Genomic DNA, 26,589 nt, shown 5'->3' on the forward strand with positions numbered 1-26,589 from the left:
CTGCTACACGAGGAGGACGACGTGCTGGCCGGCGTACTGCTCATGGTCGCGATCGGCGTCGAGGTCGTGTCGACCGCGCTGCTGCCGAAGGCGGACGGGTTCACGAACCCGCTCTGGAGCGCCTTCGTGCTCGTCGGGTACGGCGTCTCGATCTGGCTGCTGACCATCGTGGTGCGGACGATGCCGGTGTCGGTCGCCTACGCGATCTGGTCCGGGGTCGGCACCGCCATCGTCGCCGTGGTCGGGTACGCCTTCCTCGGCGAGCAGCTCGGCTGGTTGAAGGTGCTCTCGCTCGCGATGATCGTGCTGGGCGTCATCGGGCTGAACCTGGCCGGCGCGCGCTGAGGGGCGCGCGACCGTCGGGATCCCCGGCTCGCCGGGGATCCCGGCACTTTTCGGCCGTTGCAATGACCGATAAGCGAGGGCAATGACCGCCAAGCGGACATCCTGCCTCCGAGTCCGGGTCGGTTGTCCACAGGGCGGGAAGCGGGCAGCGTGCCGACGCCCGGACCCGGGCATCGAACCGTCATGAAAGAACTGGATCCTGACGATCCCCGCCGGACGCCCATCCACCTCCGGAGGGAGCTCCTGGCGCAGGGTCTCAACGACCGGGCGATCAGTCGCATGCTCCGACGCAAGGAGATCGCACGAGTCCGTCGCGGCGCCTTCGCCGCTCATGACGCGTGGGCGACCCTCGACTCCGTCGGTCGCCATGGCCTGCTCGTCCGTGCTGCGATCAAGCAGGCGAGAACTCAGGTCGTCGCGTCACACGGCTCGGCGCTCCCGGAATGGAACGCGCCGACCTGGGGCTTCGACCTGACCCTGGCGCACCTCACGAGGACCGATGGCAAGTCCGGGCGCAAGGAGGCGGGCGTCAACCAGCACAGCGGAGCACTGCTTCCCGGCGACTACCTCGTGCGCAACGGCATCCTGGTGACGAGTCCGACCAGGACTGCACTGGACGTCACGACGGTCGCTCCGACCGAGTCCGCGCTCGCGGCCGTGTGCTACTTCCTCCACCACGGATTGACGACCAAGGAGCTCCTCGGTGAGCGTTACCGCGCGGACGGTGGCGGGGCGGGGATGGCGAACTGGCCGTACTCCTTGTCGACGGACCTGGTCCTACGCCTTGCCGACGCGCGCGTCGAGTCGGTGCTCGAGGCACGTGGCCTCTACTTCTGCTTCCAGCAGAGCCTTCCGGCGCCCGAGCTGCAGCTCGAGATCCACGACAACGGTCGCGTCGTCGCCCGACTGGACTTCGCCTGGCCGGACTACGGCATCTGGGCCGAGTTCGACGGGAACATCAAGTACACCGACTTCCGGCGGCCCGGAGAGTCGGTGGCGGAGTTCGTCCTTCGGGAGAAGAGGAGACAGGACCGTGTCAGTGAGCTCACGGGCTGGCGCTGCATCCGGATCACGTGGGCCGACCTAGCGCAGCCCGAGCTCCTCGCCGCGCGCATCCGTCGGATGCTGGCCAACTCCGCAAGGGTCAGCTGAGGCCGGCCGACCAGGACCTTCCCGGGCACTCCTGTCGCTTATGGGCCGTTGCAACGCCCGATAAGCGCCGGGATCCCCGGCTCACCGGGGATCCATCCACCGGGCCGCGTCACACCGCGCCGGCCGCCGCCCGACCGGCAGTACGACCCGAGAACAGGCAGCCGCCGAGGAAGGTGCCCTCGAGGGCGTTGTAGCCCATCATCCCGCCGCCTCCGAAGCCGTTGACCTCGCCCGCGGCGTAGAGACCGGGCAGCGGGTCGCCGGTCGCGGTCAGGCAGCGGCCGTCGAGGTCGGTCTCCAGTCCGCCGAGCGTCTTGCGGGTCAGCACGTTGAGGCGTACGGCGATGAGCGGGCCCGCCTTCGGGTCCAGCAGCTTGTGCGGCGTCGCGACGCGGATCAGCTTGTCGCCGCGGTACTTCCGGGCGCCCCGGATCGCGGTGATCTGCGCGTCCTTGCTGAACTCGTTGTCGATCTCGCGGTCCCGCTGCTCGATCAGGTCGCGCAGCTCGGCCTCGACGATCAGCGGCTCGTCGCCGACCCGGTTCATCCCCTGCACCAGCTCGGTGAGGGTGCCGGCGACGACGAAGTCCTCGCCGTGCTGCTTGAAGGCCTCGATCGGCGCGGGCGCGCCCGCCTTCACCCGGGACAGCAGGAGCTTGATGTCCTTGCCGGTCAGGTCCGGGTTCTGCTCCGAGCCCGAGAGCGCGAACTCCTTCTCGATGATCTTCTGGGTCAGCACGAACCACGAGTAGTCGTAGCCGGTCCCGCGCAGGTGGGTGAGCGTGCCGAGGGTGTCGAAGCCCGGGAAGTTCGGCGCGGGCAGTCGCTTGCCGGTCGCGTCGAGCCAGAGGGAGGACGGTCCGGGGAGGATCCGGATGCCGTGGTTCTCCCAGATCGGGTCCCAGTTGCGCAGGCCCTCGACGTAGTGCCACATCCGGTCCGGGTTGATCACCCGGGCGCCGGCGGCCTCGGTGATGCCGAGCATCCGGCCGTCGACGTGCGCCGGTACGCCGGCGACCATCGTCCGCGGCGGCGACCCCAGCCGGGCCGGCCAGGTCTTGCGGACCAGGTCGTGGTTGCCCCCGATGCCGCCGCTCGTGACGATCACGGCCTGCGCCCGCAGCTCGAAGTCCTCGACCTCGACCCGGCTGCTGGCCCTGCCCCGCTCGACGCCGCTGGGCTCGAGGGTCCTGCCGCGCACGCCGACCACGGTCCCGCCCTCGAGCACCAGGTCGTCGACGCGGTGGCGGAACGCGAAGCGGAGGCGGCCGGAGGCCGCGTGCTCACGACAGCGGCGCTCGAACGGCGCGACGACGCCCGGACCCGTGCCCCAGGTGATGTGGAAGCGCGGCACCGAGTTGCCGTGGCCGTCGGCACGGCCGTCGCCGCGCTCGGCCCAGCCGACGACGGGGAACACCCGGTGGCCCATCCCGCGGAGCCAGGAGCGCTTCTCGCCGGCGGCGAAGTTGACGTACGCCTCGGCCCAGCGGCGCGGCCACCGGTCCTCGTCGCGGTCGAACTGCGCACTGCCCAGCCAGTCCTGCATGGCCAGCTCTCGGGAGTCCTTGATGCCCATCCGCCGCTGCTCGGGACTGTCCACGAGGAACAGGCCGCCGAGGCTCCAGAAGGCCTGGCCACCCAGCGACTGCTCGGGCTCCTGGTCCAGCACGACGACGCGCCTGCCGGCGTCGGCGACCTCGGCCGCGGCAGCGAGACCGGCGAGCCCGGCTCCGACGACGATCACATCGGTGTCCACGAGCGCGCATCCTCGCACGGCGTCATGATCCGTACTTTCGGACGTCCCAGGTCTGGACCAGTTTCAACAACTTGCTGCCAACACGTGCCACAGCAGTCACACTCGGCACCGGAGATGCAGCTTGGGAGGGCTGCGTTCCGGACCACACCACTCGGGAGGGAAAGATGGGGAGGGAGACCGTCGCTCGCACGCGGTCTGCCTTGTCGGTACTCGTCGTCACGGCGGACACCGGAGGCGGAGCCGCTGCCACGGCAGTCAGGGCAGCAGCCGCAGAGCTGCTCGCTACCCACGCGCTCACGCTCCCCTCGGCGCTCGCGACCCTCGCCACCGAGAGCTTCGACTGCGTGCTCGTCGCCACCACCGTGCCGGACCTGGCCGCGGCCGAGGTGGCCCGTGCCGTCCGCGCCCGGTGCGGAACCGCGGCGCTCGTGGTCGCCCATGCCGACGCCCTCCCGGGCGCCACCGGCCTCGACGAGGTCGCCGACCTGGTGCTCGGCCCCCACGACCTCGGGGGCGACTGGCTCCGTCTGGTCCGTCAGACCGCCGAGAACGCCCGGCTGCGCCGGGAGCTCGCCGCCGCCGAGTCCTCGGCAGCGCAGCTGGCCGGCGTGGTCGACTCGATGACCGACGCGGTGTTCACCGTCAGCGCCGGCGGCGAGGTCACCAGCTGGAACCGCGCAGCCGCCGCACTGTACGGCTACACCGCCGAGGAGATCCTCGGCCGCGACGTCGCGCTCCTGCACCCGCCCGGCTCCGACGAGCCACGCCGCCTGCTCGCGGTCGCGCAGCGCGGCGAGGCCGTCCGTGGACACGACACGGTCCGGCGCTGCCGGGACGGCCAGCTCGCCGAGGTCACGCTCGACGCGACCGCACACGCCGACGGCATCATCGTCGTCGGTCGCGACATCAGCGGCCGTCGCGAGCTCGAGGCGGAGCTGGTCCGCCAGACCATGCACGACGCGCTGACCGGCCTGCCGAACCGCGCGTACCTCGCCTACCGCCTCGCCCAGTCCCTCGGGGAGGCACGGCGGATCGGCACGCCGGTCGCGGTGCTCGTGGCGGACCTCGACCAGTTCCGGGCGGTCGATGACCTGCACGGCCACGTGGTCGGCGACCGGGTGCTCGTGGAGGTCGCCGAGCGGCTGCGCGCGATGGTCCGGCCGACCGACATCGTGGCGCGCTCCGGAGGCGACGAGTTCGTGATCGTCTCCCCCGGCACCGACGTCGCCGCGGCCGCCAAGCTCGCCCGGAACGTCATCGACGTGATCGCCGAGCCGATCGACGTCGAGCACCGCGCGCTCCGGATCGGGGCCAGCGTCGGCATCGCCGTCTCGCCTCCCCTCGACGGCGACGCCAGCACGTTGCTCAAGCACGCCGACGTCGCGATGTACGAGGCCAAGGCCCGGGGGCGCTCGCGCAGCCAGGTCTTCGACGCCACGTTCGCCCGTCGGGCCGGCGAGCAGCGGCGGCTCGCGGCCGAGCTGCGGGAGGCGCTCGCCCACGACCTGCTCGACGTGCACTACCAGCCGGTCTTCGACCTCACCTCCGAGCGGATCGTCGGCGTCGAGGCGCTGGCCCGCTGGCAGCACCCCTCCGGCAGCGCGGTGTCGCCCGCGACGTTCGTGCCGCTGGCCGAGGCGCACGGCTTCATCGCTGACCTGGACCGCTGGGTGCTCGACCGCGCCTGCCTGGACATCGCGATGGCGCGGGACACCGGAGACCTGGCGGAGGACGTCCGGGTCGCGGTGAACCTCTCGGCCCGCTCCCTCGACGACAGCCGGCTGGTGGCCACGGTCGCCGACGCCCTGCACCGCTCGGGCCTCCCGGCGCAGTCCCTGGTCCTGGAGGTCACCGAGACGGCGGTGCTCCAGAACCGCGACGCGGCCCGCGCCTCGCTCGAGGGCCTGCGGGCGCTCGGCGCGGGCGTGCACCTCGACGACTTCGGCACCGGCTACTCCTCGCTCAGCTTCCTTCGCGAGCTGCCGGTGACCGGCGTGAAGATCGACCGGTCGTTCGTGCGCGACGCCGTCGACCGGCCCGAGGACCTCGCGATCACCGAGGCGATCGTCCGCCTCGCGCGCGGCCTCGGCCTGGAGACGGTCGCCGAGGGCATCGAGACCGTGGAGCAGCGTGACCTGCTGCGCCGGCTCGGGTGCGCCACCGCCCAGGGCTTCTGGTGGAGCGGCGCGGTCCCCCTCTACGACCTTCCCGGAGCCGGAGCCGCCCGCGCGGCGAAGCGGTCCGAGCGCCGCGCCGTCGCCGCACCGCGGCCCTGGAACGTCACGCGCCGCCCCCTCGACCCGGCCGGCGGACGGTCCGCGTGCTGCCTGCGCGGGGGTCTCGAGGCCGGGCAGGGGTGGATCGTCGTCACCAGCCCGAGCCGGCGCGCCGAGTTCGTTCGCTCGCTCGGTGGGCTGCACACCGCCGCCGTCGCCCGGGGGCAGCTGGTCGAGCTGGACGCCTACGACACGCTCCGCGCCGTCACCGGCCCGGACGGCCGGCTCGACACGACCCGCTTCGAGCAGGTGGTCGGGAGTGCGCTGCGCAAGGTCAGCGCGGTCACGGGCGAGGTCGGCATCCACGCCGAGCTCGGGCACGTGACGCAGCCGCTGCTGAGCCTGCGCGTCTCCACCGACCTGCGCCGTCGGCTGCACGCCGAGTCGGAGCTCAGGCTCGAGTACGGCGACCACCCGGCCGACTGCGCCGCGCACGGTGGCCAGGTCGCGCACCAGGTCGAGCTCGGCGACGCCTCGGCCTCCTGAGCGGAACGTCAGGCGAGGCCCACCCGGCCGCCGCCGGACTGCTTGGCGCGGTACATCGCCTCGTCGGCCCGGCGTACCACCTCGTCGAAGGAGTAGGGCGGCGCCAGCGCGACCCCGACGCTGATGCTGACCCGGTGGTCCGCACCGTCGACCACGACCGGCGGCGCGAACGCCGCGAGGATGCGCTCGGCGATCACCTCCGCCTCCTCGGCGCCGGTGTCCTCGCAGATGACCGCGAACTCGTCACCGCCGAGCCGGCTGACGGTGTCGGTCGCACGGATCGATGCGAGCAGCCGGGAGCCGATCTCGCGCAGGACGCTGTCGCCGGTCTCGTGGCTGAAGCCGTCGTTGACGAGCTTGAACCGGTCGACGTCGATGAACAGCACGGCGGTGCCGCGACCGGGGCTGCGCTCGTGGCGGGCCGCGGCGGTCTCCAGCCGGTCGGTGAACAGGTAGCGGTTCGGCAGCCCGGTGAGCGGGTCGTTCAGCGCGCGGCTGCGCAGCACGCTCTCGGCGTGCCGGGCATCGGTGACGTCGGCGACCGAGACGAGGACCCCGAGCCGGTCGTTGCGGCTGTTCAGCGGCCGGCGGGAGACCCGGAGGATGCGCTCGTCCCCGTCGGGGCGGCGGTAGACGACCTCGTGCACCTCGATGACGCCGTCGGTGTCGACCCGCGCCTCGCCGTGCAGGCCGAGCAGCCGGACCGGGTCCTCGCCCGACAGCAGCTCGACGGGACGGCCGAGCACGTCGGCGGCGGTCTCGTTCGCGAAGATCACCAGACCGTCCGGCGAGGTCGCCAGGATGCCTTCCTGGGTGCTCTCGACCATCGCGCGGTGCAGCGCCTCGGAGAGCCGGAGCGCCTCCTCGGACTGGACCCGCTCGGTGACATCGCGCAGGTTCGCGACGTACCCCTGCACGTCGGGGTCGGCCAGGCAGTTGGTCGCCGTCACCTCGACCGAGCGCCACTGCCCGCCGCCGTCGCGGACCCGGACCACGACGTCCCGGCTGCGCCGCGGATCCTCGTGGAGCCGCTCGAGCATCTCCACGACCGCACCGGTGTCCCCGGGGTGGACGTACTCCCAGCTCAGGTGGTGGAGGAGGTCGTCGCGCTCGTAGCCGAGCATCCGGGTGACCGCGCCCGCGACGAAGGTGATCGTCAGGTCGCCGTCCAGCACGACCGCGGTGTCCCACGCCCGCAGGCTGAGCACCTCGGTCAGCTCGAGCTGGCTCTCGTCGTCCGCGCCGGCCCAGGCCGCGATGGCGTACGGCGTGCCGTTCGGCTCGCGGAGCAGGCTGGCGTCGAGCAGCAGGTTGAGGTCGCCACCTTCCGCGTCCCGGAAGAGACCGTGGTAGCTGATCGAGTCGATCTCGCCGGCGCGCAGCCGGGCGAGGCGCGCGACGACGTTGTCGGCGTCGACCGGGTCGACGAGGTCCAGGAGGTCGCAGTCGGCGAACCAGCCCTCGCCGTGGCCGAACAGCTCGCACCACGCCGGGTTGACGGACTCCAGGTGTCCGCTGAGGTCGAGGATCGCCTGCGGAGTGGTCGCCTGGTCGAAGTGCGCGCGGGACATCTCCAGTGCCTGCGCCAGCTCGCGCTGCTCGCTGAGCTGGGCGCTGACGTCGCGGAGCACCGCGATCACACCGATGGCGCCGCCGGGGCCGTGGACCGGACCGAGGGTGAGCTGGGCCTTGAACGAGGAGCCGTCGCGACGGACGACGCCCTCGACGAACGGCTCGACCCGCTCGCCCGCGAGCAGCCGCTGCATGGCCGCGTCGCGCAGCTCCCCGCCCTCGGGCGGGAACAGCATCGCGAGCTCCCCGCCCGCGAGGTCCTCGGCACGCCAGCCGAGGACGCTCTCCGTCGCCGGGCTCGCCCACCGGATCGTGCCGTCGGCGTCGACCGAGAGGATGCAGTCGTGCAGGGTGGCCGCGATGCTCGCGAGCAGCTGCCCCTGGTCGATTTCCCGCATGTGCCCCCCACGCGCTGCGTCAAGGCGACTCATGTTAGTGATCCCCCATGCTCTCGTCATCGGCTTCCGCCGACGCGTACTTGAGGCTCAGCGGAGTCCCACCAGATTGAGGTATGCGGAGGCGAGCTGAGCACCCACGAGCATGCCGGCCGCGGCGCCGGTGAGGAGGAACGGGCCGTGCGGGACGCGTGACTTCGCACCCGCGCTCCCGGAGGCGATCAGGACGACGCCGACGACGGCGCCGACCACGAAGCCGGCACCGAGGCCGACCAGGGCCGGGCCCCAGCCCAGCCAGCCGAGCACCAGACCCAGCACCGGTGCCAGCGCGACGTCACCGAGGCCCATGCCGCGGCCGCCGGTGACCAGCCAGATGCCGCCGTACACCGCCAGCCAGGCGCCGGCCGCGAGGAGCGCGGTCGGCACCGGGGCGGCGCCGTGGCGGACGACGTCGATGCCGAGCGCGATGACGGCGCCGAGGGCGGTCGCCCCGGTGATCGAGAAGGGCAACCGCCGGTGGTCGAGGTCGATCATGAACAGTGCGACCCCGGCAGCCGCGACCACCAGCCCGGCGGCGGCGTACGGCGTGCTCCCGAAGCGCCAGGCCACGACGACGAACAGCAGCCCGGTCGCCAGCTCGACGAGCGGGTAGCGGACCGCGATCGGTGCCGCGCAGTCGCGACAGCGGCCGCGGAGCACCAGCCAGGAGACCACCGGCACGTTGTCGTAGGCGCGCACGGGGTGAGCGCAGGCCGGGCATGCGGACCCGGGCGAGACCAGCGACAGACCCGCCGGCACGCGGTGGATGACCACGTTCAGGAACGAGCCGATCAGCAGGCCGAGGACGCCGGCGAGCAGGATCACGGGGCGTCCGCCGGCTCGAGGACGAGGTGCAGGGCCGCGTGCTCGGCGGAGCCGACCGCGCTGGCGAACCGCTCCCGGCCGGACTGCTCCGCGACCAGGTCCCACCGGAGGTCGACGGTGGCGAGCGTGTGGTCGCCGCTGCGGATCGCGGCGAGCACGAGGTAGGCCTCGAATGCCGCGGCGTCGGCCTGGCGCGCGAGCCGGACCGCCGGCCCGTCCTCTCCCCCGGCGCCCAGCAGGGTCGCCATCGTGGCGCAGTCGGCGGCGGCGGTGCGCAGCTCGGCGGCGAGCTCCGCCGCCGTGCGACCGTCCAGCCGGTCCTCCGTCCGGCTGCTCGGCGTCTCCTGCGCAACGTGCGCGTGGTCCAGGTGGTCGAGGTCGCCGAAGCGGTCGGACAGCAGGCCGTGGACCGACTGGTCGAACGTCGTCACCATCGCCTCGCGCGCAGCGTCGAGGAGGGCGCGGGCGGACAGGCGCGCGGGCAGGACGATGTTCTCCAGCGACGCCGCCACGGACTCGCCGACCGCCGCGAGCTGGGCGTCGGGATCGGGCGCCTGGCCGAGACCGTTCTCCCAGAGCAGCTCCTCCAGCGTGTGCACGTCCGCCGCCCACGCGGCGAGCTGGGCCATCCGGAGGTCGCCGCGCTCGGCGTACCGCTCCGAGAGCTCGGCGAAGTCGGTGGCGCTCATGCTGCGGACCTCCGCGACCGGCGCTTGCTGCGGCGCGGCACGTCGGTCGCCGGCGGGGGCACGGGGAGGACGACCTCCTCCTCGACCACGACCGGCTCGGCGACAGGCTCGCGGTCGACGATGTCCGAATCGTCGACCGGCGCGGACTGCGTGATCTCCAGGGCCGGCGGAGTCACCGTCACGACCGGCGCCGTGGCGACCGGGCGACGCAACGGCACGGGCAGGGTGACCCGGGCGGCCGGAGCCGCGTCGAGGCGCGCGACTGCGGCAGAGACCCGAGCCGCCACCAGGAGCGGATCGGCGTCGGCCGACGTACGGCGGGCGACGGACTCGACCGCGATTCGGACCTGAGCACGGTAGGAGGCGAGGTCGGGCTGCTCGAGCGTAGACTCGGCGGCCCGCTCGAGGGCCTCCTCGAGGACGCGCACCTGGGCGCGCAGGGCCCGGACGTCGGGGTGGGGCTCGGCCAGCAGGGGCTCGACGACGGCCTGGACCTCCGCCTGCTCCTCGACGTCGGCGGCCGGCAGGGATCGGCCCCTGCGCCGGACCACGACGAGCAGCCCGACCATCGAGAGCAGCACCAGGCCGAGCCCGGTGAGGTAGAGGGGCAGGTTCACGTTCATCAGTCCTCCGCGGTCGTGGTGCTGGAGACGTCGACGGTCTTGCCGGGGTCCTTCACGGGGGGCATCACGAACATCTCACCCGTGATCGTCGTGGTGAACGCCCCCGTCGTGCCGTCGCCGGCGAGCGTGACCGAGGTGACCAGGTAGGCACGCTGCATGTGCTCGAGGTTCACGAGCAGCTGCTCGGTCTGGTCATAGGTCCCGGTGACGGAGACGGTGACGGTCTGGCGCGCGAGCTGAGACGTGGCCGGGGTCGTCGTCGATGTGCTCGTGGATGTGCTGGTGGCCGGCGCGCTGGGGTCCGCACCGTCCACGATCGGCGGCGTCGGCGTCAGGGTGGTGACGCCCTTCGCGCCGATGCCGGCGTCGACGGCGGCGGTCGTGACGATCTCGAACAGGCCCGGCTGGTCGGCGGTCGGCGGGAACTTCTTCGCGAGCATGCGGGCAGTCGTCCGGGTGTCGCCGAGCTGCTCCTGCTGCTTGACCAGTCCCGCCAGCTGGGTGCCGAGCACGGCGTTCTGGTCCTGGACGGTCGTCACCTCAGCACGAGCATCGGCGAGCTTGCTCGTCTCGGGGCCGACGGCGAACATCCAGCCCAGGCCGGCGACCGCGAGCAGGCCGACGACGCCGACGACCTTGGTGGCGGCGGGGGTGCCGAGGTCCATCACTGACCGTCCTGGGTGGTGTCGTCGGAGTAGCGGCCGCTGTAGACCTTCTCGGACAGGCCGACCGAGCCCGAGAACGTCACCTGGTCGGAGTCGCCGGTGGTCGTGGTCGAGATGAACGGCTCGACGAACAGTCCGGAGTCGCCGAGCGCGATGACCATGTCACCGACCTCGGCCCTGCTGCCGGCCGTCCCGGAGATCTGCACGCAACCCACGACGACGCGGGTGTTGAACGGGTCCGGGCCGGGGCACGGATTCTCGGTGGTCGCGGTGGTACCGCTCGCATCCGTCGGCGGCGCGAGCGTCACGGCGAGGGTGGCCAGCTGGGCACCCGGCGGGGTCGCGTCGCGGACGCCGCCGAGCACCTGGGAGAAGTAGACCTCGTTCGCCATGGCTTCGCCGACGGTGCGCTCCTGCACGGACACGCCGTTGACGTAGGCCCGGACCGGGGCCAGCACCTGCGTCTGCGCGGTGAGGCGGCTGGTCTCGGACTGCTCGACGGCGACCAGCTTCTGCGCTTCCTGGGTGCGGGCGTGCTGAGCGCCGGTGGCCACGCCCACGAGCGCGAGCAGCACGGCCGCGCCGGCGACGAACCGGTGACGCAGCCGGCGCGCGGCCATCCGGTCGAACTCGGACTGCGAGAGGAGGTTGACCGACGGCATGGTCGGCACGACCGCCCGCTCGCGGCGCCTCATCGAGCCGCTCCCGCGCAGAGGCCCGCCGGGACGGCGAGGGCGGCCGGGTCCAGACCGGCGACGTGCGCGCGGCCCCGCATCCTGAGCGTGCCGGCGACGTCCAGGCGCTCCACCGGTACGTCGAGGCGCTCGGCGAGATGCTCGGCGAAGCCGCCGAGGAGGGAGCCGCTACCGGCGAGCAGGACCTGCCCGACCGGGCTGTCCAGTTCACCCGCCGAGGCACGGTAGAAGTCCAGGGTGGTCTCGATCTCGCCGGCGAGCTGGCTCGCGGCCACCGCGACGACCTGCTGGGCGGCGTGGTCGAGGCCGTCGGAGCGCGGCGCGACGGACTCGAGCTGGCTCGGGTCGAGGTGGGCGTGGCCCGGCAGGCCGACGTACACCTTCGTCCGCTCGGCCTCCTCCCACGTCCAGTCGTAGCGTTGCTGCACGGCCTGGGTGACCAGGTCCCCGCCGACGCCGGGGATCATCCGGACGTAGCGGGGGACGCCGCCGTGGTGGACCACGACCGACACGACGTCGGACCCGACGTCGACGATCGCCTCGGTGACGTGCGCACCGTCGACCAGGGCCGGGGTCCGTGCGCGCAACAGCGCGAACGGCAGCAGGTCGACCGTGCGGGTCCGGAGCCCGGCGTCTCGCGCGGCGGCGACGAACGAGTCGACGACCTCCCGCGCGGCCGCCACGAGGAGGATCCGGGCGACCCGTCGCGGCTCGCCGTTCTCGTCCGGCACCTCCGGCTCGTCCAGCAGGTGGTAGTCGAGGTTGGCCTCGTCGACCGAGAACGGCAGCACGTCCTGCACCTGGTAGCGCAGCGCCTTGCGGAAGTCCGCCGGCGGCATCCAGTCGAGGTCCATCTGCCGGACCAGGACGCCGGAGTTGGCGACACCGATCGCGACCTCCTTCGTGCCGAACCTGCCCTGCGACCACAGCTGGCGGATCGCCTGGGTGAGGGCCTGTCCGTCCACGACGGTGCCCGCGTGGACCACTCCGGGAGCGAGCGGGACGCTCGCGAACCGGCGGACGGTGGCGCGTCGACGACCGGGGACGAACTCGGCGGCTCGGACACCGGTGCTGCCGATGTCGAGGCCGACCAGGGTGCGTGCCATGTGTTCTCCGGGGACCTTCCGAGATGGTGGTGGGCGCAGTGCGTCACTGATGTCATCGGAGGCGCCACCGGCGTACTTGACCCCCGGCGCGAGAATTTCCGGACCGGTCTGGATGCGGGGAGGCTCGGGGGTGCGCCGACGTGCTACACAAGCACCGTGAACGACTCTCGGGAGACGGCGGCGACCCTGCAGATCGCGCCGTACCTCCAGGCCGTGGTGGTCAACCACGGCTCCGACCTGCACCTGAAGGTGGGCAGCGCGCCCCGGGTGCGGATCTCCGGCTCGCTGGTGCCCCTCGAGGTGCCTCCGCTGACCGCCACCGCGGTGGAGTCGCTGGTCCGCGAGACGATGCCGCCCGATGTCGAGAACGCGTTCAACAGCACCAACGAGGCCGACTACGCCCTCGCGGTGCCCGGGATCGGGCGGTTCCGGATCAACGCGTTCCGTTCCCGAGGCGCCATCGGGTGCGTGCTGCGACTGGTGGGCGACGAGCCGAAGACCCTGGCGGAGCTGGGGATGCCCGACGTCATCCGGCGGTTGTCGCTGGAGCCTCGCGGTCTCGTGCTCGTGACGGGCCCGACCGGGTCCGGGAAGACGACGACCCTCGCGGCGATGGTCGACGCCGTCAACGAGGCCCGGCCCGTGCACATCCTCACCATCGAGGACCCGATCGAGGTCATCCATCGGGACAAGACCGCGAGCGTCAACCAGCGCGAGCTCGGCACCGACACCGCCGACTGGAGCGTCGCCCTCAGGGCGGCGATGCGGCAGGATCCGGACGTGATCCTGATCGGCGAGATGCGCGACGCCGACACCGTGCGCGCGGCGCTGTCAGCAGCCGAGACCGGCCACTTCGTGATGTCGACGCTGCACACCACCGACGCGAAGGAGACCGTGAACCGCGTGATCGACTTCTTCCCGCCGTTCGAGCAGAAGCAGGTGCGCCTCGCGCTCGCGGCGTCGCTCCAGGGCATCGTGTGCCAGCGGCTCGTGCCACGCGCCGACGGCGCCGGCCGCGTCGTCGCGATGGAGGTCGCGGTGAACACGCCACGGCTCGCGGAGGCGATCGCGGATCCGGACCGCACGGACAGCATGCCGGACATCGTCGCGGACGGCGCGTACTCCGGGATGCAGACCTTCGACCAGCACCTCGTGCGCCTGGTGCTCGACGGCAGCGTGTCCGTCCAGGACGCGAAGGTCGTGAGCACCAACACCCACGACTTCGGCGTGATGCTCAAGCGCGCCGGCGTGGACCCGGCCCTGGTCGACGCGGAGCCGCCGCGATGAGGCCGGAGAGCGCCGACATCGGAGCGCTCGATCTGCCGGCGCTGCGGGAGTACCGGCACCGCCTGGAGGCCGAGGAGGACCGGGTGTCGTACTGGCGCCGTCTGGTGCATGCCCGCCTCGACCTGCTGGCCGCCGAACGGGCCACCGACCACGTGCTGACGCTGCCCGACCTGGTCCGGGTGCTCGGCGACACCGGGACCGGGCAGACCCGTCAGGCGCTGGTGAGCGTGCGCGCCGCCGAGCCACTCCCGGAGCTCCCCGAGCTCACCGAGATGTGGGCCACCGACGTGGACCCGCGCGACGACGCTCAGGTTGCCGACGCCGTCGAGCGCCTCACCGGCGCGGAGCGGCAGCTGACCGACTACCGTCGCGCCCTGCACCAGCGCATCGACGAGGCCACCGCCGAGCTGATCGCGCGCTACCGCGAGAACCCCCGGGCCGCCCTCGCCGTGATTCCGGAGGACTGACGTGCGCCCCCAGAGCTCAGGCGACACCGTTCGCGCCCTCTTGGAGACCGGCCTGGTCACGCAGGCCCAGGTCGAGGAGGCCGAGCGTGCGGCCGGCGAGCGGGCCCAGACCGTCCTCGAGGTGCTCCTCGACAGCGGCTGGGTCGACCGCTCCGCGGTCGTCCGGACGGCGGCGATGTCGGCCGGGCTCGACTACGTCGAGCTGTCCGACTTCATCGTGGACATGACCGCGGTCAGCCTGCTGCCCGCCGAGTTCGCCCGCCGGGCCGGCGTCCTGCCGCTCGCACGCGACGACGACGAGCTCGTGGTGGCCGTGAGCATCCGCCAGGCCGGTGACATCGAGCTCAAGGACGACCTCAGCCGGCTGACCCGCAGCCGGATCCGGTTCGCGATCGCCAACCGGGCCGACATCGAGACCCGCATCAACCAGGTGTACCGGGCCGAGGGCGAGATGCACGACCTCACCTCGGACCTCGCCCCCGAGGATGACGCCGAGGACCTCAACGCGCTCACGGAGGTGACCGACGAGGCGCCGATCGTGCGCTTCGTGAACCTGCTGATCACGCAGGCGATCAGTGACCGGGCTTCCGACATCCACATCGAGCCGACCGAGCGCGACATGCGGGTGCGGTACCGCATCGACGGCGTGCTGCACGACGCACACCGCTCCCCCAAGAACATCCAGAACGGCGTGATCTCCCGGCTCAAGATCATGGCCGAGATGAACATCGCCGAGCGGCGGGTGCCCCAGGACGGCCGGATGTCCGTCACCCACCAGGGTCGTCGAGTCGACCTCCGGGTCGCCACGCTGCCGACCGTGTGGGGCGAGAAGGTGGTCGCCCGGATCCTCGACACCAGCAACACGCAGCTCGGCCTGGACGACCTGGGCTTCAGCAACGAGAACTTCGAGCGTTACCGCGCGTCGTACACCAAGCCGTACGGCATGATCCTCGCGACCGGGCCGACCGGGTCCGGCAAGTCGACGACCCTCTACGCGACGCTCAACATCCTGAACCGCCCGGACGTCAACGTGATCACGGTCGAGGACCCGGTGGAGTACCGCCTGCCCGGCATCAACCAGGTGCAGACCAACGCACGGGCCGGGCTGACGTTCGCCTCGGCGCTGCGCTCGATCCTGCGGGCGGACCCCGACATCGTGCTGATCGGCGAGATCCGCGACCACGAGACCGCGCAGATCGCCATCGAGGCCGCGCTGACCGGGCACCTGGTGCTGTCGACGCTGCACACGAACGACGCGCCGTCGGCCGTCAGCCGCCTGATCGAGATGGGTATCGAGCCGTTCCTCGTCGGGTCGGCGCTCGACGCCGTGCTCGCGCAGCGCCTGTGCCGATCGCTCTGCGAACGGTGCAAGGAGGCGTACGTCCCCGACGAGGCCGAGCTGGAGCGCGTCTCCTTCACCTGGGACAGTGACGCCGGCGTGCCGACCATCTACCGCGCCGCGGGCTGCTCGGCGTGCTCACAGACCGGCTACCGCGGCCGGATGGCACTGCACGAGGTGATGGCGGTGACCGAGGACGTGTCCCGGCTGGCCGTCGCCCGCGCGTCGACCGACGAGATCACCCGGCTCGCCCGCGAGCAGGGCATGACCACGCTCAAGGACGACGGCTGGGCCAAGGTGCTGCAGGGGCGGACGTCGATCGAGGAGATCCTCCGGGTCGTTGCCTGAGCGGCCGCGCGACCGTCGAGTGACGTGGAATGGCCGTGATCCGGCCGGATGTGCAGCCAGTTCACGTCACTCGACGGGAGATGGGCGACCGAGTCAGCCGATCATGTCGTAGATCTTGAACATCGGCATGTACAGCGCGACGATCATCGACCCCACGAGGGCACCCAGGAAGGCGATCATCAGCGGCTCGATCAGCGCCGTGAGCGCCTCGGTCATGGACTCGACCTCGGAGTCGTAGAACTCCGCGACCTTGCGCAGCATCTGGTCCACCGCGCCGGACTCCTCGCCGGACGCGATCATCTGCACGACCATCGAGGGGAACACGTCGTGGTGCGCCAGCGGCGCGGCGATGGACTCGCCGGTGCGAACCGACTCCTTGACCTCGTTGAGGGCCCGCCCGATCACGACCGAGCCGGTGGTGTCCGACACGATATCCAGGGCCTGGAGGATCGGGACGCCGGCCGACAGCAGGGTGCCGAGGTTGCGGGCGAAGCGCGCCAGGGCGAGCTTCTGGAACAGGTTGCCGAACACCGGGAGCTTGAGCTTCAAGGGGTCCACGACGTTCCGGACCTGCTCGGTCTTGCCGTAGCGACGCCACCACCAGACGAAGCCGACGGTCGCGACCACGAAGAGCGGCACCAGGTACTTCATCGCCGCCGAGAGCATCACCAGGATCCGCGTCGGCAGCGGCAGCTCGCCCCCGAGGTCCTCGAACATGTGCTGGAAGACCGGGACCACGAACATCAGCAGCGCGACGCACATCAGGATCGCCATGATGAACACCACGGTCGGGTAGGTCAGCGCGGCCTTGATCTTGCCGCGCAGCTTCACCTCGGCCTCCATGTTGTCGGCGATCTGGCGCATCGTCGTGTCGAGGAAGCCACCGGCCTCGCCGGCCCTGGTCATGCTGATCATCAGCGGCGGGAAGACGTTCGGCCACTTCGTGAACGCCGACGACAGGCTCTGGCCGGCCTCGATGTCCTGCTTGACCCCCCGCAGCACCTTGCGGAGCTCGGGGTTGTCGGCCTGCTCGGACATGATCGTGAGGCCGCGCAGCATCGTCAGCCCCGCGTCGATCATGGTCGCGAACTGGCGCGCGAAGACGGCCAGGTCCTTGGCCTTGATCCGCTTCTTGAAGCCGAGGTGGATCTCCCGCTGCATGCCGGTGTTCACCGGGCGCACCTGCAGGGGCACGTACCCCATCGCGCGGAGCTTGTCCGCGACGGCGGCCTCTGAGGCCGCCTCGACCTTGCCCTCGGTGAAGCGGCCCTGAGCGTCCCGGACCTTGTAGGCGTACTGAGTGGAGGTGGACATCAGCGCCAGGCCTCCTGCTTGTTGGCGGACGCCGCGACGAGGGTGTCGTAGTCGTCGCGGTTCGAGCAGTGCTCGAGACCGGCCTCGTAGCTGATCCGTCCGGCCTTCACGAGCGAGGCGAGGTGGGCGTTGAGCGTCTGCATCCCGTCGCGGGCGCCGGCCTGGAGGGCGCCCTGGATCTGCTGCAGCTTGTCGTCGCGGATCATCGCCCGGATGCCGGAGTTGCAGACCATCACCTCGACCGCGGCGGCCCGGCCGCGCCCGTCGATGGTCTTCACCAGCGTCTGGCACACCACGCCCTGGAGCGTGGCTGCCAGCTGGGTGCGGACCTGCTGCTGCTGCTCGGCCGGGAAGACGTCCACGACCCGGGTGATCGTGTCCTGTGCGGACTGGGTGTGCAGCGTCGCGAACACCAGGTGGCCGGTCTCGGCCGCGGTGAGCGCGACGGAGATCGTGTCGAGGTCGCGGAGCTCGCCGACCAGGATGACGTCGGGGTCCTGGCGCAGCACGTGCTTGAGCGCGTTGCGGAACCCGTGGGTGTCGGCGCCGACCTCGCGCTGGTTGACCAGGCAGCCGCGGTGCTCGTGCAGGAACTCGATCGGGTCCTCGATGGTGACGATGTGGCCGCGGCGGCTGCGGTTGATCTTGTCGATGATGGCGGCCAGCGTCGTCGACTTGCCGGACCCGGTCGGACCGGTGACGAGCACCAACCCGCGCTTGAGGTCCGTGAAGCTGTCCAGCACGGCCGGCATGCCGAGGTCCTCCAGCGGCTTGATCTCCCAGGGGATCATCCGCATCACCGCGCCGAGGTGCTCACGCTGCTGGAAGACGTTGACGCGGAAGCGGGCACTGCCCGGCACGGCGTACGCGAAGTCGAGCTCGAGCTGCTCCTCGAACTCCTTCCGCTGTCGCTCGGTCATGATCCCGTACAGCGTCGTGCGCAGCTGCTCGGCGTCGAGGGGCGGGTAGCCCTCCATCACCTCCATCTCACCGCGCAGGCGGACGGTCGGCGGCGCGCCCTCGGTGAGGTGCAGGTCGGACGCGCCCACCGCCAGGACGTGCGCGAGCAGGTCGTCCAGCATGATCCGGCGGCCCTGAGGCACCCCAGCGACCGCTGGGGTCGGCGCGATCGGCGCGGCGGCCGCAACCGCGGCGGACGCGACGAGGGTCGGCATGGCTACGGGCGCCGGGGCCGGGACGGCGACGGGCGCGGCCGGCCGCGCGAGCGGGAGGCCGAAGCCGTTGGCGGGTGCGTCGGTCAACGGATCCTCCGGGACGGGAGCGGAACGGTCACTGTTCTCATCGGCGGGGTCACGGTCGGACTTGAGGCCGCCTCACGAGACGCCCCGATCCTCTTCGCGGTAGGAACCCACGCTGAGCGACAGCAGCGCCGGACTGGTGTTGGCGAGGAAGCACGCATCCAGCGAGGCGTCGAAGGTGCCTACCAGGTTGATCTTGTCCGCGTAGATCGTGCCGATGAAGTCGGCGGTGCCGTTCGCCTTCACGACCTGGCCGTAGGGCGCCGGGGACGTCAGGAAGATCGAGGCAGCCATCTGGGTGTGGGAGTTGATCTTGACGTTGCCCCCGACGATGACGATGAGCAACGAGCTCGTCGGGCACGTGGTGTCGTCCGCGAGACCGCCGTTGCGGGAGAACGCCGTCTCGCCGAACTGGTTCAGGTCGACCGTGCCGCCGAGGTCGCTGCCTTCGAGGTCGAAGAACATGACCGCGTTGGACTCGTCGGGCGTCTCCCATCCCGATGACTCGGTCCAGTAGTTGCCCTGCGACTCCGCGATCGTCCGCAGCTGGTCGAGCTCGGCGTCCGTGAACGGGTCGGGCTTCAGATCGAAGAGGTCCATCAGCGAGCTGTCGTCCTTGATGAACGATCCGGTGACGTCAGTAGTGAGGTCTTTGTCGAGGTCCTGGGCGCCGTAGTAGGCGGGGTACTTCGTCGCCAGTGACTGCTGGACCGGCGAGCAGGCGCTGGTGGCCGCACCACCGAGCTTGTCCTGGTCGTAGGGGTAGTTGGCGCTACAGGGCGTCTGCGACGCGCTCTTCCCCTTCCCCGACTTGTGGATCAGACTGGACTCCGAGGTCGAGCAGTATTGCGCGCTGCCGTTCGCATCCGTGATGTAGTTCGAGGAGTGCACCCCGACCGGGATGCCGTACGCCGCATCCAGGTTCTCGGGCGCTTCGGGATTGCTGCTCGTGTGGATCTTCGAGCGATGCCAGACACAGCCGGTCGAGAAGACGCTTTCGCGGGTCACCGAGGCCGAGCCGCCACCGGTGAAGCTCTTGGCGAAGAGCCCCTTCGGGACGTTGCTCGTGGTGACGTCCACGTCCGCCAGGACGGTCCGCGAGGCACCGTCGTCGGTCGCTCCGGTGGAGTGGACCCGGTAGAGGCCCGGATCGTTGGCCGGGTACGCGTCGACCACCTCGATCCACACGCGGTACTCGCCATCCCCGCCCGGGACGTCGACCGACATGGGCGACGTGCTGTTGCCCCATGCGTTGGACTCGCAGGCCGGGGAGCACCCCAGGCCGCGGACGCCCGACGAACGGAGGTAGCTCATCGCCTGGGAGACGCCGGCGTCGGCCGCGTCGACCGCGGCACCGGCCGCCTGGGCCCGGTGCGACGACTGCAGGTTGTCGATGGCCAGTACCGAGACGGTCGACGCGAGGGCGGTGACCAGGGCGAGCGCGAGGAGCGTGATGATCATCGCCGATCCCTCGTCCCGGCGGTGTCGTGTGAGGTTGCGTCGCATCTCAGATCCTGTTCCGGAGGTCGATCGAGGTGTGGAAGGTCTGGGCGCCGCCGGTCCCGTCGCGGACCACGAGCGTGACGCCCACGAGGTCGATATGCAGCAGCTCGGCGCCGTCCGGCCGGTGGTTGTCGTTGCCGAGGCCGGCCTTCGCGTCGAGCTCCTGCCAGGTCGTCGTGCCGTTGCCGTCCGCGTCGTAGGCCCACTCGCTGCTGTCCAGCTCGAGCTGGAGCGACGACACCTTGCCGGCGAGGACGGGGCGCGCCGCATCGCAGTCGGCGTCGTCGTTGAGCGTCAGCTCGTCGGTCACCGTGGACCAGCAGTACGTCAGGACCTCGGGGTCGCTCGCGGACTGGTCGCGGAAGCCGTCGCCGTCGAAGTCCGTCCAGAACGTGAACGAGGTCGCAGTGCCATCGCCAGGCAGCGTCACCGCGTCGAGGCCGGCGGACTGGCGCAGCTCGCGGGTCATCCTCTCCAGCGCGGTCCGCGCCTCCCCGGTCACGTCCGTGCGGCTCTTGGTGTCCTGCGTGACCGCACTGGTCGAGATGGCCAGTCCCAGCAGGAGCGTGCCCAGGACACCGAACAGGGTCGCGGCGACTAGGACCTCGACCAGAGACATGCCGTCGTCCCGTCGCCGGGCATTCCGCGTGACCGTCATCGCGCGTCCTCCGCGAAGCAACCGACCTCGCCGACCGTGAAGGAGACCGCCGAGGTGGGGTCGACGCCGTCGAGGGCCCCCGTGCGCACCGGCTGGCTGGTGAGCGTGAACGCTCCCGGCACCTGGACCGACGAGACACCGCCGACGGCGGTCAGTTCGTACCCGGCGGTCGTGAGCGCCGACCACGAACCGACGTAGTCGCCGACGGTGTGGTCCGCGCCGGCCGCGAGCGTCGCGGGATCGGGCAGGTCAGCGTCGCCGCTGGGGGTGATGGTCGCCACCGACGCGTAGTCGTCGTCGCCCGGCCCGGCCCATCGCTTCACCTCGACCTCGTAGTCGACGGACGGCGTCTGCGCCGTGTGGGAGGCGCCATCGACCTGGCAGTCGGCCGAGGCGTGCACGAGCCGCACGCGGAGCACGCCCCGCGGCGCGAAGTCCGTCGGGAACAGGGAGACCCAGGCCGCCGTGCTGACGGCGCACGCCTCCACCACGGGGTTGGTGTCGGTGGTCCGGAGGTAGCCCAGCGAGCGGACGAACGCCGACGTGCCGACGGTCGACGTGCCGCATGTCGACGTGACCCCTTCCACGGTCTCTTCGGCGTCGGGATCGAGGCGGACCAAGGGGCTCGCCAGCGACAGTCCGTCGCGGTACGTCGCGGGATCGCCGTTGTCGAACGAGATGGCGCGCCCCGCTGCGTCGGTGCCGGTCAGTCGCGCCTGCATGGGCGAGGCCACGGAGCCGGCGTTGGGCAGCCCGTCGGTCGCGGTCAACGGGCCGATGTCGGACTGGGTCGTTCCCCAGCAGGCCAACGTGCAGGCGGCATCCAGGCCTCCGGCGAGACCGGGCTGGGACGACGCCGTGGCCGGCGCGGAGGCCGCGACCGAGGCTCCCTCGGACTTCTGCCCGGTCGACAGCCCGCCCGACGCACCGGCGAGGCTGGCGCTCGCGGTGCTGGCGAATCCGAGCGACCCGTCGAGGTCGAGGAGGCCGACGTCGAGCGAGACGGCACCGTTGGACGTGGTCACCGACCCGACCGAGATCGCCGTGGCCGAGGCGGTGGCCGAGATGCGGGTCTGGGTGAGCGGCTGGTCGGCGATCTGGGTGTACGTCGTGAACGGCTTGGTGGTGCCGCGGCGCTCGTACAGGACGGTGACGGTGACGCCGATCTGGAACGAGGCCGGGTTGTCGTCGCCGTTGACCTGGGTGTCGTAATCGCTGTTCACCTCGACGACGTGCGAGGTGCCGTCCGCGGCGGGCGCGGACAGGAACTGGGTGTCGACGACGACGATGAAATCGCTCGTGGCGTCCTCGAGGACGTAGCGGTAGGCATCGCCCTCGGGCTCGTAGGAGCACCGAGCCGCTCCGTCGGCGAGGAACCCGTGACCGATGGGCAACGTGGCCAGGCCGTCGGAGTCCGTGCACGGGGTGGCCCCGGCAGGGGTGGTGTCGCGGAAGTAGTAGTCGAGCACGTCGCGGTAGTCACCGGCGTCAGGCTCCACGTGGTACGGCAGGTTGCGCATCCGGTCGAGCTGGCCCTGGGCGACGGCCTTCGCCTGGGTGGCCTGCCGGGCCACCTCCCCGGACCGGATCCCGACGATCAGCTGGGGCAGGAGTGCGGTCAGGACGACGAGCACGATCCCGAAGGCGACCATGATCTCGATCAGCGTGAACCCGTCGTCGACCGGACGGGTACGCCGCTCAGCTGACGGTGACACGGCCGGTCAGCTGCTCGACGTGGACGGTGTAGGTCTTGTCGGAGCCGTCGCGCGTCACCTTCAGGCTTCCGCCGGTGGCGGTGCCGCGCGCATAGAACACGACGCCGTCGCCGCCGGACCCGGTGAACGTCGGCGAGGCGAGGTGCGTGCCGCTTCCGGCCACGTCCCGGGGCCCGTCGACGACCGCCCCCGGGGAGGCACAGCCACCCTGTCGCACGGCGTACTCGTCCGCCGTGGTGTCGAAGAGGACGCACAGCGCGGCACCGTCGGTGATGGCGCGCTGGTGGGTCGACCGCAGGAGGGCCTCGATCTCGTTCGCGGTGCCGGACTGGTCGCTGGCGGCCTGCCACTGGTCGTAGCGCGTCACCGTGATCGCCATCAGCACCCCGAAGATGACGATGACGACCATCACCTCGATGAGGGTGAAGCCGTCGTCCCTGGTCGTCGCGCGCACGAAGGAGACTTCGGCTTCTCGACCGCGGGACTTGAGTCCTGAGCGATTCCCAGAAGTTTTTTCAACGAATCCTCAAGGTCGCGGTTCCGGCCTCCGAAGTTCTGGGTGCAACGCGCCAGGACCCCGGGCAAGTCCGGTGGCACCGCGCACCACAACCGGCACCACATCCCCCACAGGAGAACCCACCATGCTTGCTCGGATGCAGAAGTCCCTGAAGGAGAAGGACCAGGGCTTCACCCTGATCGAGCTCCTCGTCGTCATCGTCATCATCGGCATCCTCGCCGCGATCGCCATCCCGATCTTCCTCAACCAGCAGAAGAAGGGCGTCGACGCCGGCGTCAAGTCGGACGTCAAGCAGCTCGCCGACCTGGAGGAGACGTACTACGTCGACCACACGGACTACAAGGAAGGTGCCGACACCGCCGCGCTCAAGTCCGCATTCACCGATTTCAAGGTGACCGAAGACTCCAGCGTGTACGCGGTGACGAAGGGCGCGACCACTGTTGGGGGTTACTGCATCACCGGCAAGAACGCGTCTAAGGGCTCCGGCGACACGTTCTACTACGACTCCGTCAACGGCGGTCTCGCAACGTCGAACAAGGCCGGCGGCGCCTGCGCCGACGTCGCCCCGCCTGCCTGACCCACACCACGTGCCCGTGCCGGGCGGCTTGTCCCCCCAAGCCGCCCGGCTCGGCCGCTTCCTGAAGGAGAGCCCGCAGTCATGGAGATCGTGACCGGAGACCAGGCACCCACGCTGGAGCGCACGGAGGCGATGCGCCTGCTCCAGGAGATGGCAGCCGTGGTCCGCACGATCTTCGCGGTCGACGCGGCCCCCCAGCAGGAGGCGCAGCAGGAGCTCCACCCCACGACGGCGGGCTCCGGTGGCGTCCCGGGCTCGGGCGGGGCGGCACCCGCGCCCGCCGTCGTACCCTCCGTCCCCGCGACTCCCGTCGCCACTCCCCCGGTCGCACCGCTGGCGTCGATCCCGGTGCCCGGGGTGGCGATGCTCCAGGAGATCGCCTTCCTGGACGACTGACCGTCATGACCCGTCGTCTCGCTGCAGCCCTTGCCGTGCTCGCGGCCCTCGCGGTCGCCCCGCACGCCGACGCGGCACAGTCAGCACCCCTCCACCGTTCCGAGGCGCGCGACTCCGTCGACGCCGCCCGCGCCGCGTACGACGAAGCCCGCTCCCGGGTCGTCGCCCTGAGTGAGCAGAGCTCGCGGGTCACCGCGAACGCCGAGGCCGCCGAGGCCACGGCCGCGCGCCTGCGGGCCGAGGTCGGCGGCGATGACGGCGGCTTCATCGGGGCCGTCCGCGGCGCGCTGGGCGGCGAGTCCGACCTGGACCGGGCCGCCGACGCCGCCGCCGACGCGGAGTCCGCACGGGCGATCGCGGACATGGTCCAGAGCGCACTGGCGGCGCAGATCACCGCGACCGAGCAGGCTCGCCGGGCCTGGGAGCGCGCCGAGCGCCGGCGCGCACGAGTCGAGGCGGCCTTCTCCGCGAGCGAGTACGCCGACGCGGCGCTGGAGCGCGCGCACTTCCTGCCGGCGTACGACGTCACCGGCGCCCAGGATCGCCGCAACCAGCGGGCGCTGCGGGCCTGGCAGGCCTACCTGCACGACCTCGCGGCGGCCGCGGTCGTGCCGCCTCCCGCCTCCGAGCTCGCGGACCCGACCCACCTCCCCGAGGGGCTCGCGCCGGCGCGGGACGCCCACAACGACCTCGCTCCCGGCATCGCGACCGCCCGGTCGGTCACGGTGATCTCGGCCGAGGCGGTGCGCGCGGTGTCCGAGGCGTTCCGGCGCGTCGGGCTGCCGGACGTGCCGGGCGCGACCACGCCCTCGGCGTACGCGTGCGGCGGCCTCGTCTCGACCGCTTGGGCGGGCCCCCGGCTCACACCGCCCGCGGACGCGGCCGGTCAGTACCAGCAGCTCCGCGGCGTGCCGGCCTCATCGGTCGAGATGGGCGACGTGGTCGTCCTCGGCAGCCGCAAGGACGGCCTCGCCGAGACCGGCGTGTACGTCGGCCGCAACCAGGTCGTGCTCGCCGACCCGACGACCGGGACCGCCGCCGTCCGGCCGCTGACCCGCGACCTGCTCGGCGTCCGCCGGGTCGGTATCGGCCTCGGCCAGCACGCACCCGCCCCCGCCGGCGGCACCTGTGGCGTCACGGTCGCGGCGCACACCGAGACCGACGGCCCCTTCGGCCTGCCCGTGGCGCCCGGCACCTACCACCTGACCGCCGGCTTCGGCGACCCCGGGTCGCGTTGGTCGTCGGGGGAGCACACCGGCCTCGACTTCGCCGCTCCCATCGGCACGCCGGTGGTCGCGGTCGGCGCGGGGACCGTGACCATCGAGCACCCCGACTGGGCGGGCAACCTGGTCCGGATCGACCACGGCGGCGGCGTGGAGACGCTGTATGCCCACCTCTCGCGCGTCGACGTCACCGACGGGCAGGTGCTCGCCGCCGGCGAGCAGCTGGGCCTCGTCGGCGAGGAGGGCAACGCCAGCGGCCCGCACGTGCACCTCGAGGTGCGACTCGACGGCACGCCGTACGACCCGGCCCTGGTGCTCGGGTTCGCGACCGGCGACCCGTGCCCGGCGACGCCGGACGGGCTGACGCTGATGCGCTGCGACGCGGCCGTCGCCTACCGGCTCATGGGCGCGGCGTACGCCGACCAGTTCGGCACCGCCCCGTGCGTGGTGACGGGCCAGGAGCTCGCGGTCGACCTGTGCGGCGGCGCGGAGCGGGCCGGCAGTCCCGAGAACGACTGGCTGCTCCGGCACGGTCCGGCGTACGGCTGGATCCATCCCGGCACCCGCGCGGAGCCGTGGCACTTCGCGTACTCCGGAGGCACGTCGGGTTAGCGTGTGCCCGTGCAGACGGACCACTCTCCCGACCACACGGTCGAGGGCCTCTGGAAACGGTTCAAGCAGGACGGCGACCGCGACGCCCGCGACCGGCTGGTCGTGCACTACTCGCCACTGGTCAAGTTCGTCGCCGGTCGTGTCCGCTCGGGACTCCCGCCCTCGGTCGACCAGAACGACCTGGTCTCCGACGGTGTCATCGGGCTGATGGACGCCGTCGACAAGTTCCAGCCCGAGCGCGGCCTGCAGTTCCAGACGTACGCCGTCACCCGGATCCGCGGCGCCATCGTGGACGGGCTCCGGTCCTCGGACTGGGTCCCCCGCTCGGTGCGCGAGAAGATCCGCGACGTCGACGCCGCGGGCGCGCGCCTCGAGGTGACGCTCGGCCGGGCGCCGAAGGACAAGGAGCTCGCGGCCGAGCTCGGCATCACCGTCGAGGAGCTGCGCCGGATCTACTCGCAGACCGCCCACACCAGCGTCGTCAGCTTCGAGACCGTGGTCGACGACGAGGCGCCGCGAGGGACGACGGCGCTGCCCGGCGCGGACGACGACCTCCCGCCCGGCTTCCTCGCCGCGGTGCGCGAGCTCGCCGAGCGCGACCAGGTCGTGGTCGCCCTCTACTACTGGGAGCGGCTCACGCTCGCCGAGATCGGACAGGTCCTCGGCGTCACCGAGTCGCGCGTCAGCCAGCTGCACAGCCGGGCGACGCTGGCCCTGCGCCGGAAGCTGGTGCAGAACCTCAACTGACCT

Annotated in this window: 24 protein-coding genes; 10 read left to right on the forward strand and 14 right to left on the reverse strand. The window is 71.7% G+C overall.

Annotation, left to right across the window (positions count from 1 at the left end; genetic code table 11):
* Window positions 1–21 precede the first annotated feature (21 nt).
* Window positions 22–345, forward strand: coding sequence for a DMT family transporter (locus tag N538_RS0122095; RefSeq protein WP_028639094.1), 324 nt, complete (start codon window positions 22–24; stop codon window positions 343–345).
* Window positions 346–624: 279 nt separating this feature from the next.
* Window positions 625–1,497 (forward strand): hypothetical protein, encoded by an 873-nt coding sequence (locus N538_RS0122100; RefSeq protein ID WP_155992395.1) that lies wholly within the window; start codon window positions 625–627, stop codon window positions 1,495–1,497.
* A 109-nt stretch (window positions 1,498–1,606) separates the two neighbouring features.
* Here the strand turns inward: N538_RS0122100 and N538_RS0122105 are convergent, their stop codons facing one another.
* Complete coding sequence (locus N538_RS0122105; RefSeq protein ID WP_028639096.1) at window positions 1,607–3,253, reverse strand: FAD-binding dehydrogenase; 1,647 nt, start codon at window positions 3,251–3,253, stop codon at window positions 1,607–1,609.
* Between the two features lie 200 nt (window positions 3,254–3,453).
* Here N538_RS0122105 and N538_RS26815 point away from each other — a divergent pair, with 200 nt between their 5' ends.
* Window positions 3,454–6,015 (forward strand): putative bifunctional diguanylate cyclase/phosphodiesterase, encoded by a 2,562-nt coding sequence (locus N538_RS26815; RefSeq protein WP_051549541.1) that lies wholly within the window; start codon window positions 3,454–3,456, stop codon window positions 6,013–6,015.
* 8 nt (window positions 6,016–6,023) lie between these two features.
* Here N538_RS26815 and N538_RS27730 read toward each other — a convergent pair whose 3' ends face one another.
* From N538_RS27730 to pilM, 7 genes are all read right to left on the reverse strand, one after another.
* A complete protein-coding gene (locus tag N538_RS27730; RefSeq protein ID WP_028639097.1) occupies window positions 6,024–7,985 on the reverse strand; it encodes a sensor domain-containing protein in 1,962 nt (653 codons plus the stop codon).
* 87 nt (window positions 7,986–8,072) lie between these two features.
* Entirely contained in the window at window positions 8,073–8,846 is a 774-nt protein-coding gene (locus N538_RS0122120; protein ID WP_028639098.1) for a prepilin peptidase, read from the reverse strand.
* A complete protein-coding gene (locus N538_RS0122125) occupies window positions 8,843–9,535 on the reverse strand; it encodes a hypothetical protein (protein WP_028639099.1) in 693 nt (230 codons plus the stop codon). Before N538_RS0122125 ends, N538_RS0122120 begins: the two co-directional genes overlap by 4 nt.
* Window positions 9,532–10,152: a hypothetical protein gene (locus N538_RS0122130; RefSeq protein ID WP_155992397.1), complete on the reverse strand. Its 621-nt coding sequence runs from the start codon at window positions 10,150–10,152 to the stop codon at window positions 9,532–9,534. The genes N538_RS0122125 and N538_RS0122130 overlap by 4 nt, the downstream gene beginning before the upstream one ends.
* A gap of 5 nt (window positions 10,153–10,157) precedes the next feature.
* Entirely contained in the window at window positions 10,158–10,823 is a 666-nt protein-coding gene (locus N538_RS0122135; protein WP_028639101.1) for a hypothetical protein, read from the reverse strand.
* Window positions 10,823–11,518, reverse strand: coding sequence for a hypothetical protein (locus N538_RS0122140; protein WP_028639102.1), 696 nt, complete (start codon window positions 11,516–11,518; stop codon window positions 10,823–10,825). Before N538_RS0122140 ends, N538_RS0122135 begins: the two co-directional genes overlap by 1 nt.
* Complete coding sequence (gene pilM, locus N538_RS26825) at window positions 11,515–12,624, reverse strand: type IV pilus assembly protein PilM (protein WP_051549542.1); 1,110 nt, start codon at window positions 12,622–12,624, stop codon at window positions 11,515–11,517. Before pilM ends, N538_RS0122140 begins: the two co-directional genes overlap by 4 nt.
* 156 nt (window positions 12,625–12,780) lie before the next feature.
* Here pilM and N538_RS26830 point away from each other — a divergent pair, with 156 nt between their 5' ends.
* The 3 genes from N538_RS26830 to N538_RS0122160 are packed head-to-tail and all read left to right on the forward strand — an operon-like array spanning window position 12,781 to window position 16,065.
* A complete protein-coding gene (locus tag N538_RS26830) occupies window positions 12,781–13,911 on the forward strand; it encodes a type IV pilus twitching motility protein PilT (protein ID WP_231496301.1) in 1,131 nt (376 codons plus the stop codon).
* Window positions 13,908–14,378: an RsiG family protein gene (locus tag N538_RS0122155; RefSeq protein WP_028639103.1), complete on the forward strand. Its 471-nt coding sequence runs from the start codon at window positions 13,908–13,910 to the stop codon at window positions 14,376–14,378. Before N538_RS26830 ends, N538_RS0122155 begins: the two co-directional genes overlap by 4 nt.
* A gap of 40 nt (window positions 14,379–14,418) precedes the next feature.
* Window positions 14,419–16,065, forward strand: coding sequence for a GspE/PulE family protein (locus tag N538_RS0122160; RefSeq protein ID WP_028639104.1), 1,647 nt, complete (start codon window positions 14,419–14,421; stop codon window positions 16,063–16,065).
* Between the two features lie 93 nt (window positions 16,066–16,158).
* Here the strand turns inward: N538_RS0122160 and N538_RS0122165 are convergent, their stop codons facing one another.
* The 6 genes from N538_RS0122165 to N538_RS29150 form a co-directional block, all read right to left on the reverse strand.
* A complete protein-coding gene (locus tag N538_RS0122165; RefSeq protein ID WP_197025429.1) occupies window positions 16,159–17,379 on the reverse strand; it encodes a type II secretion system F family protein in 1,221 nt (406 codons plus the stop codon).
* On the reverse strand, window positions 17,379–18,641 hold the full coding sequence (locus tag N538_RS0122170) for a type IV pilus twitching motility protein PilT (RefSeq protein WP_028639106.1): 1,263 nt from the start codon (window positions 18,639–18,641) through the stop codon (window positions 17,379–17,381). Before N538_RS0122170 ends, N538_RS0122165 begins: the two co-directional genes overlap by 1 nt.
* A gap of 72 nt (window positions 18,642–18,713) precedes the next feature.
* Entirely contained in the window at window positions 18,714–20,144 is a 1,431-nt protein-coding gene (locus tag N538_RS0122175; RefSeq protein WP_028639107.1) for a hypothetical protein, read from the reverse strand.
* A gap of 1 nt (window position 20,145) precedes the next feature.
* The gene (locus N538_RS0122180; protein ID WP_028639108.1) at window positions 20,146–20,799 is read right to left on the reverse strand and encodes a prepilin-type N-terminal cleavage/methylation domain-containing protein; all 654 of its coding nucleotides are present in this window, start codon (window positions 20,797–20,799) and stop codon (window positions 20,146–20,148) included.
* Window positions 20,796–22,514, reverse strand: coding sequence for a type II secretion system protein (locus tag N538_RS0122185; protein ID WP_028639109.1), 1,719 nt, complete (start codon window positions 22,512–22,514; stop codon window positions 20,796–20,798). The genes N538_RS0122180 and N538_RS0122185 overlap by 4 nt, the downstream gene beginning before the upstream one ends.
* Window positions 22,498–22,968, reverse strand: coding sequence for a GspH/FimT family pseudopilin (locus N538_RS29150; protein ID WP_028639110.1), 471 nt, complete (start codon window positions 22,966–22,968; stop codon window positions 22,498–22,500). Before N538_RS29150 ends, N538_RS0122185 begins: the two co-directional genes overlap by 17 nt.
* A 199-nt stretch (window positions 22,969–23,167) precedes the next feature.
* On the opposite strand from N538_RS29150, the gene N538_RS29585 reads away from it, so the two are divergent.
* The 4 genes from N538_RS29585 to N538_RS0122210 all read left to right on the forward strand — a co-directional run bounded on the left by N538_RS29585 (window position 23,168) and on the right by N538_RS0122210 (window position 26,586).
* Complete coding sequence (locus N538_RS29585) at window positions 23,168–23,608, forward strand: type IV pilin protein (RefSeq protein WP_051549543.1); 441 nt, start codon at window positions 23,168–23,170, stop codon at window positions 23,606–23,608.
* 81 nt (window positions 23,609–23,689) lie between these two features.
* Window positions 23,690–24,004 carry a hypothetical protein gene (locus N538_RS0122200; RefSeq protein WP_028639111.1) on the forward strand — a complete coding sequence of 105 codons (315 nt, stop codon included), beginning with the start codon at window positions 23,690–23,692 and terminating at the stop codon, window positions 24,002–24,004.
* A 5-nt stretch (window positions 24,005–24,009) separates the two neighbouring features.
* Window positions 24,010–25,839 (forward strand): peptidoglycan DD-metalloendopeptidase family protein, encoded by a 1,830-nt coding sequence (locus N538_RS27740; RefSeq protein ID WP_155992401.1) that lies wholly within the window; start codon window positions 24,010–24,012, stop codon window positions 25,837–25,839.
* A gap of 9 nt (window positions 25,840–25,848) precedes the next feature.
* Entirely contained in the window at window positions 25,849–26,586 is a 738-nt protein-coding gene (locus N538_RS0122210; RefSeq protein ID WP_155992403.1) for a FliA/WhiG family RNA polymerase sigma factor, read from the forward strand.
* Window positions 26,587–26,589: the final 3 nt, after the last annotated feature.

This window comes from Nocardioides sp. URHA0032 (assembly GCF_000620645.1).
GTDB lineage: Bacteria > Actinomycetota > Actinomycetes > Propionibacteriales > Nocardioidaceae > Nocardioides.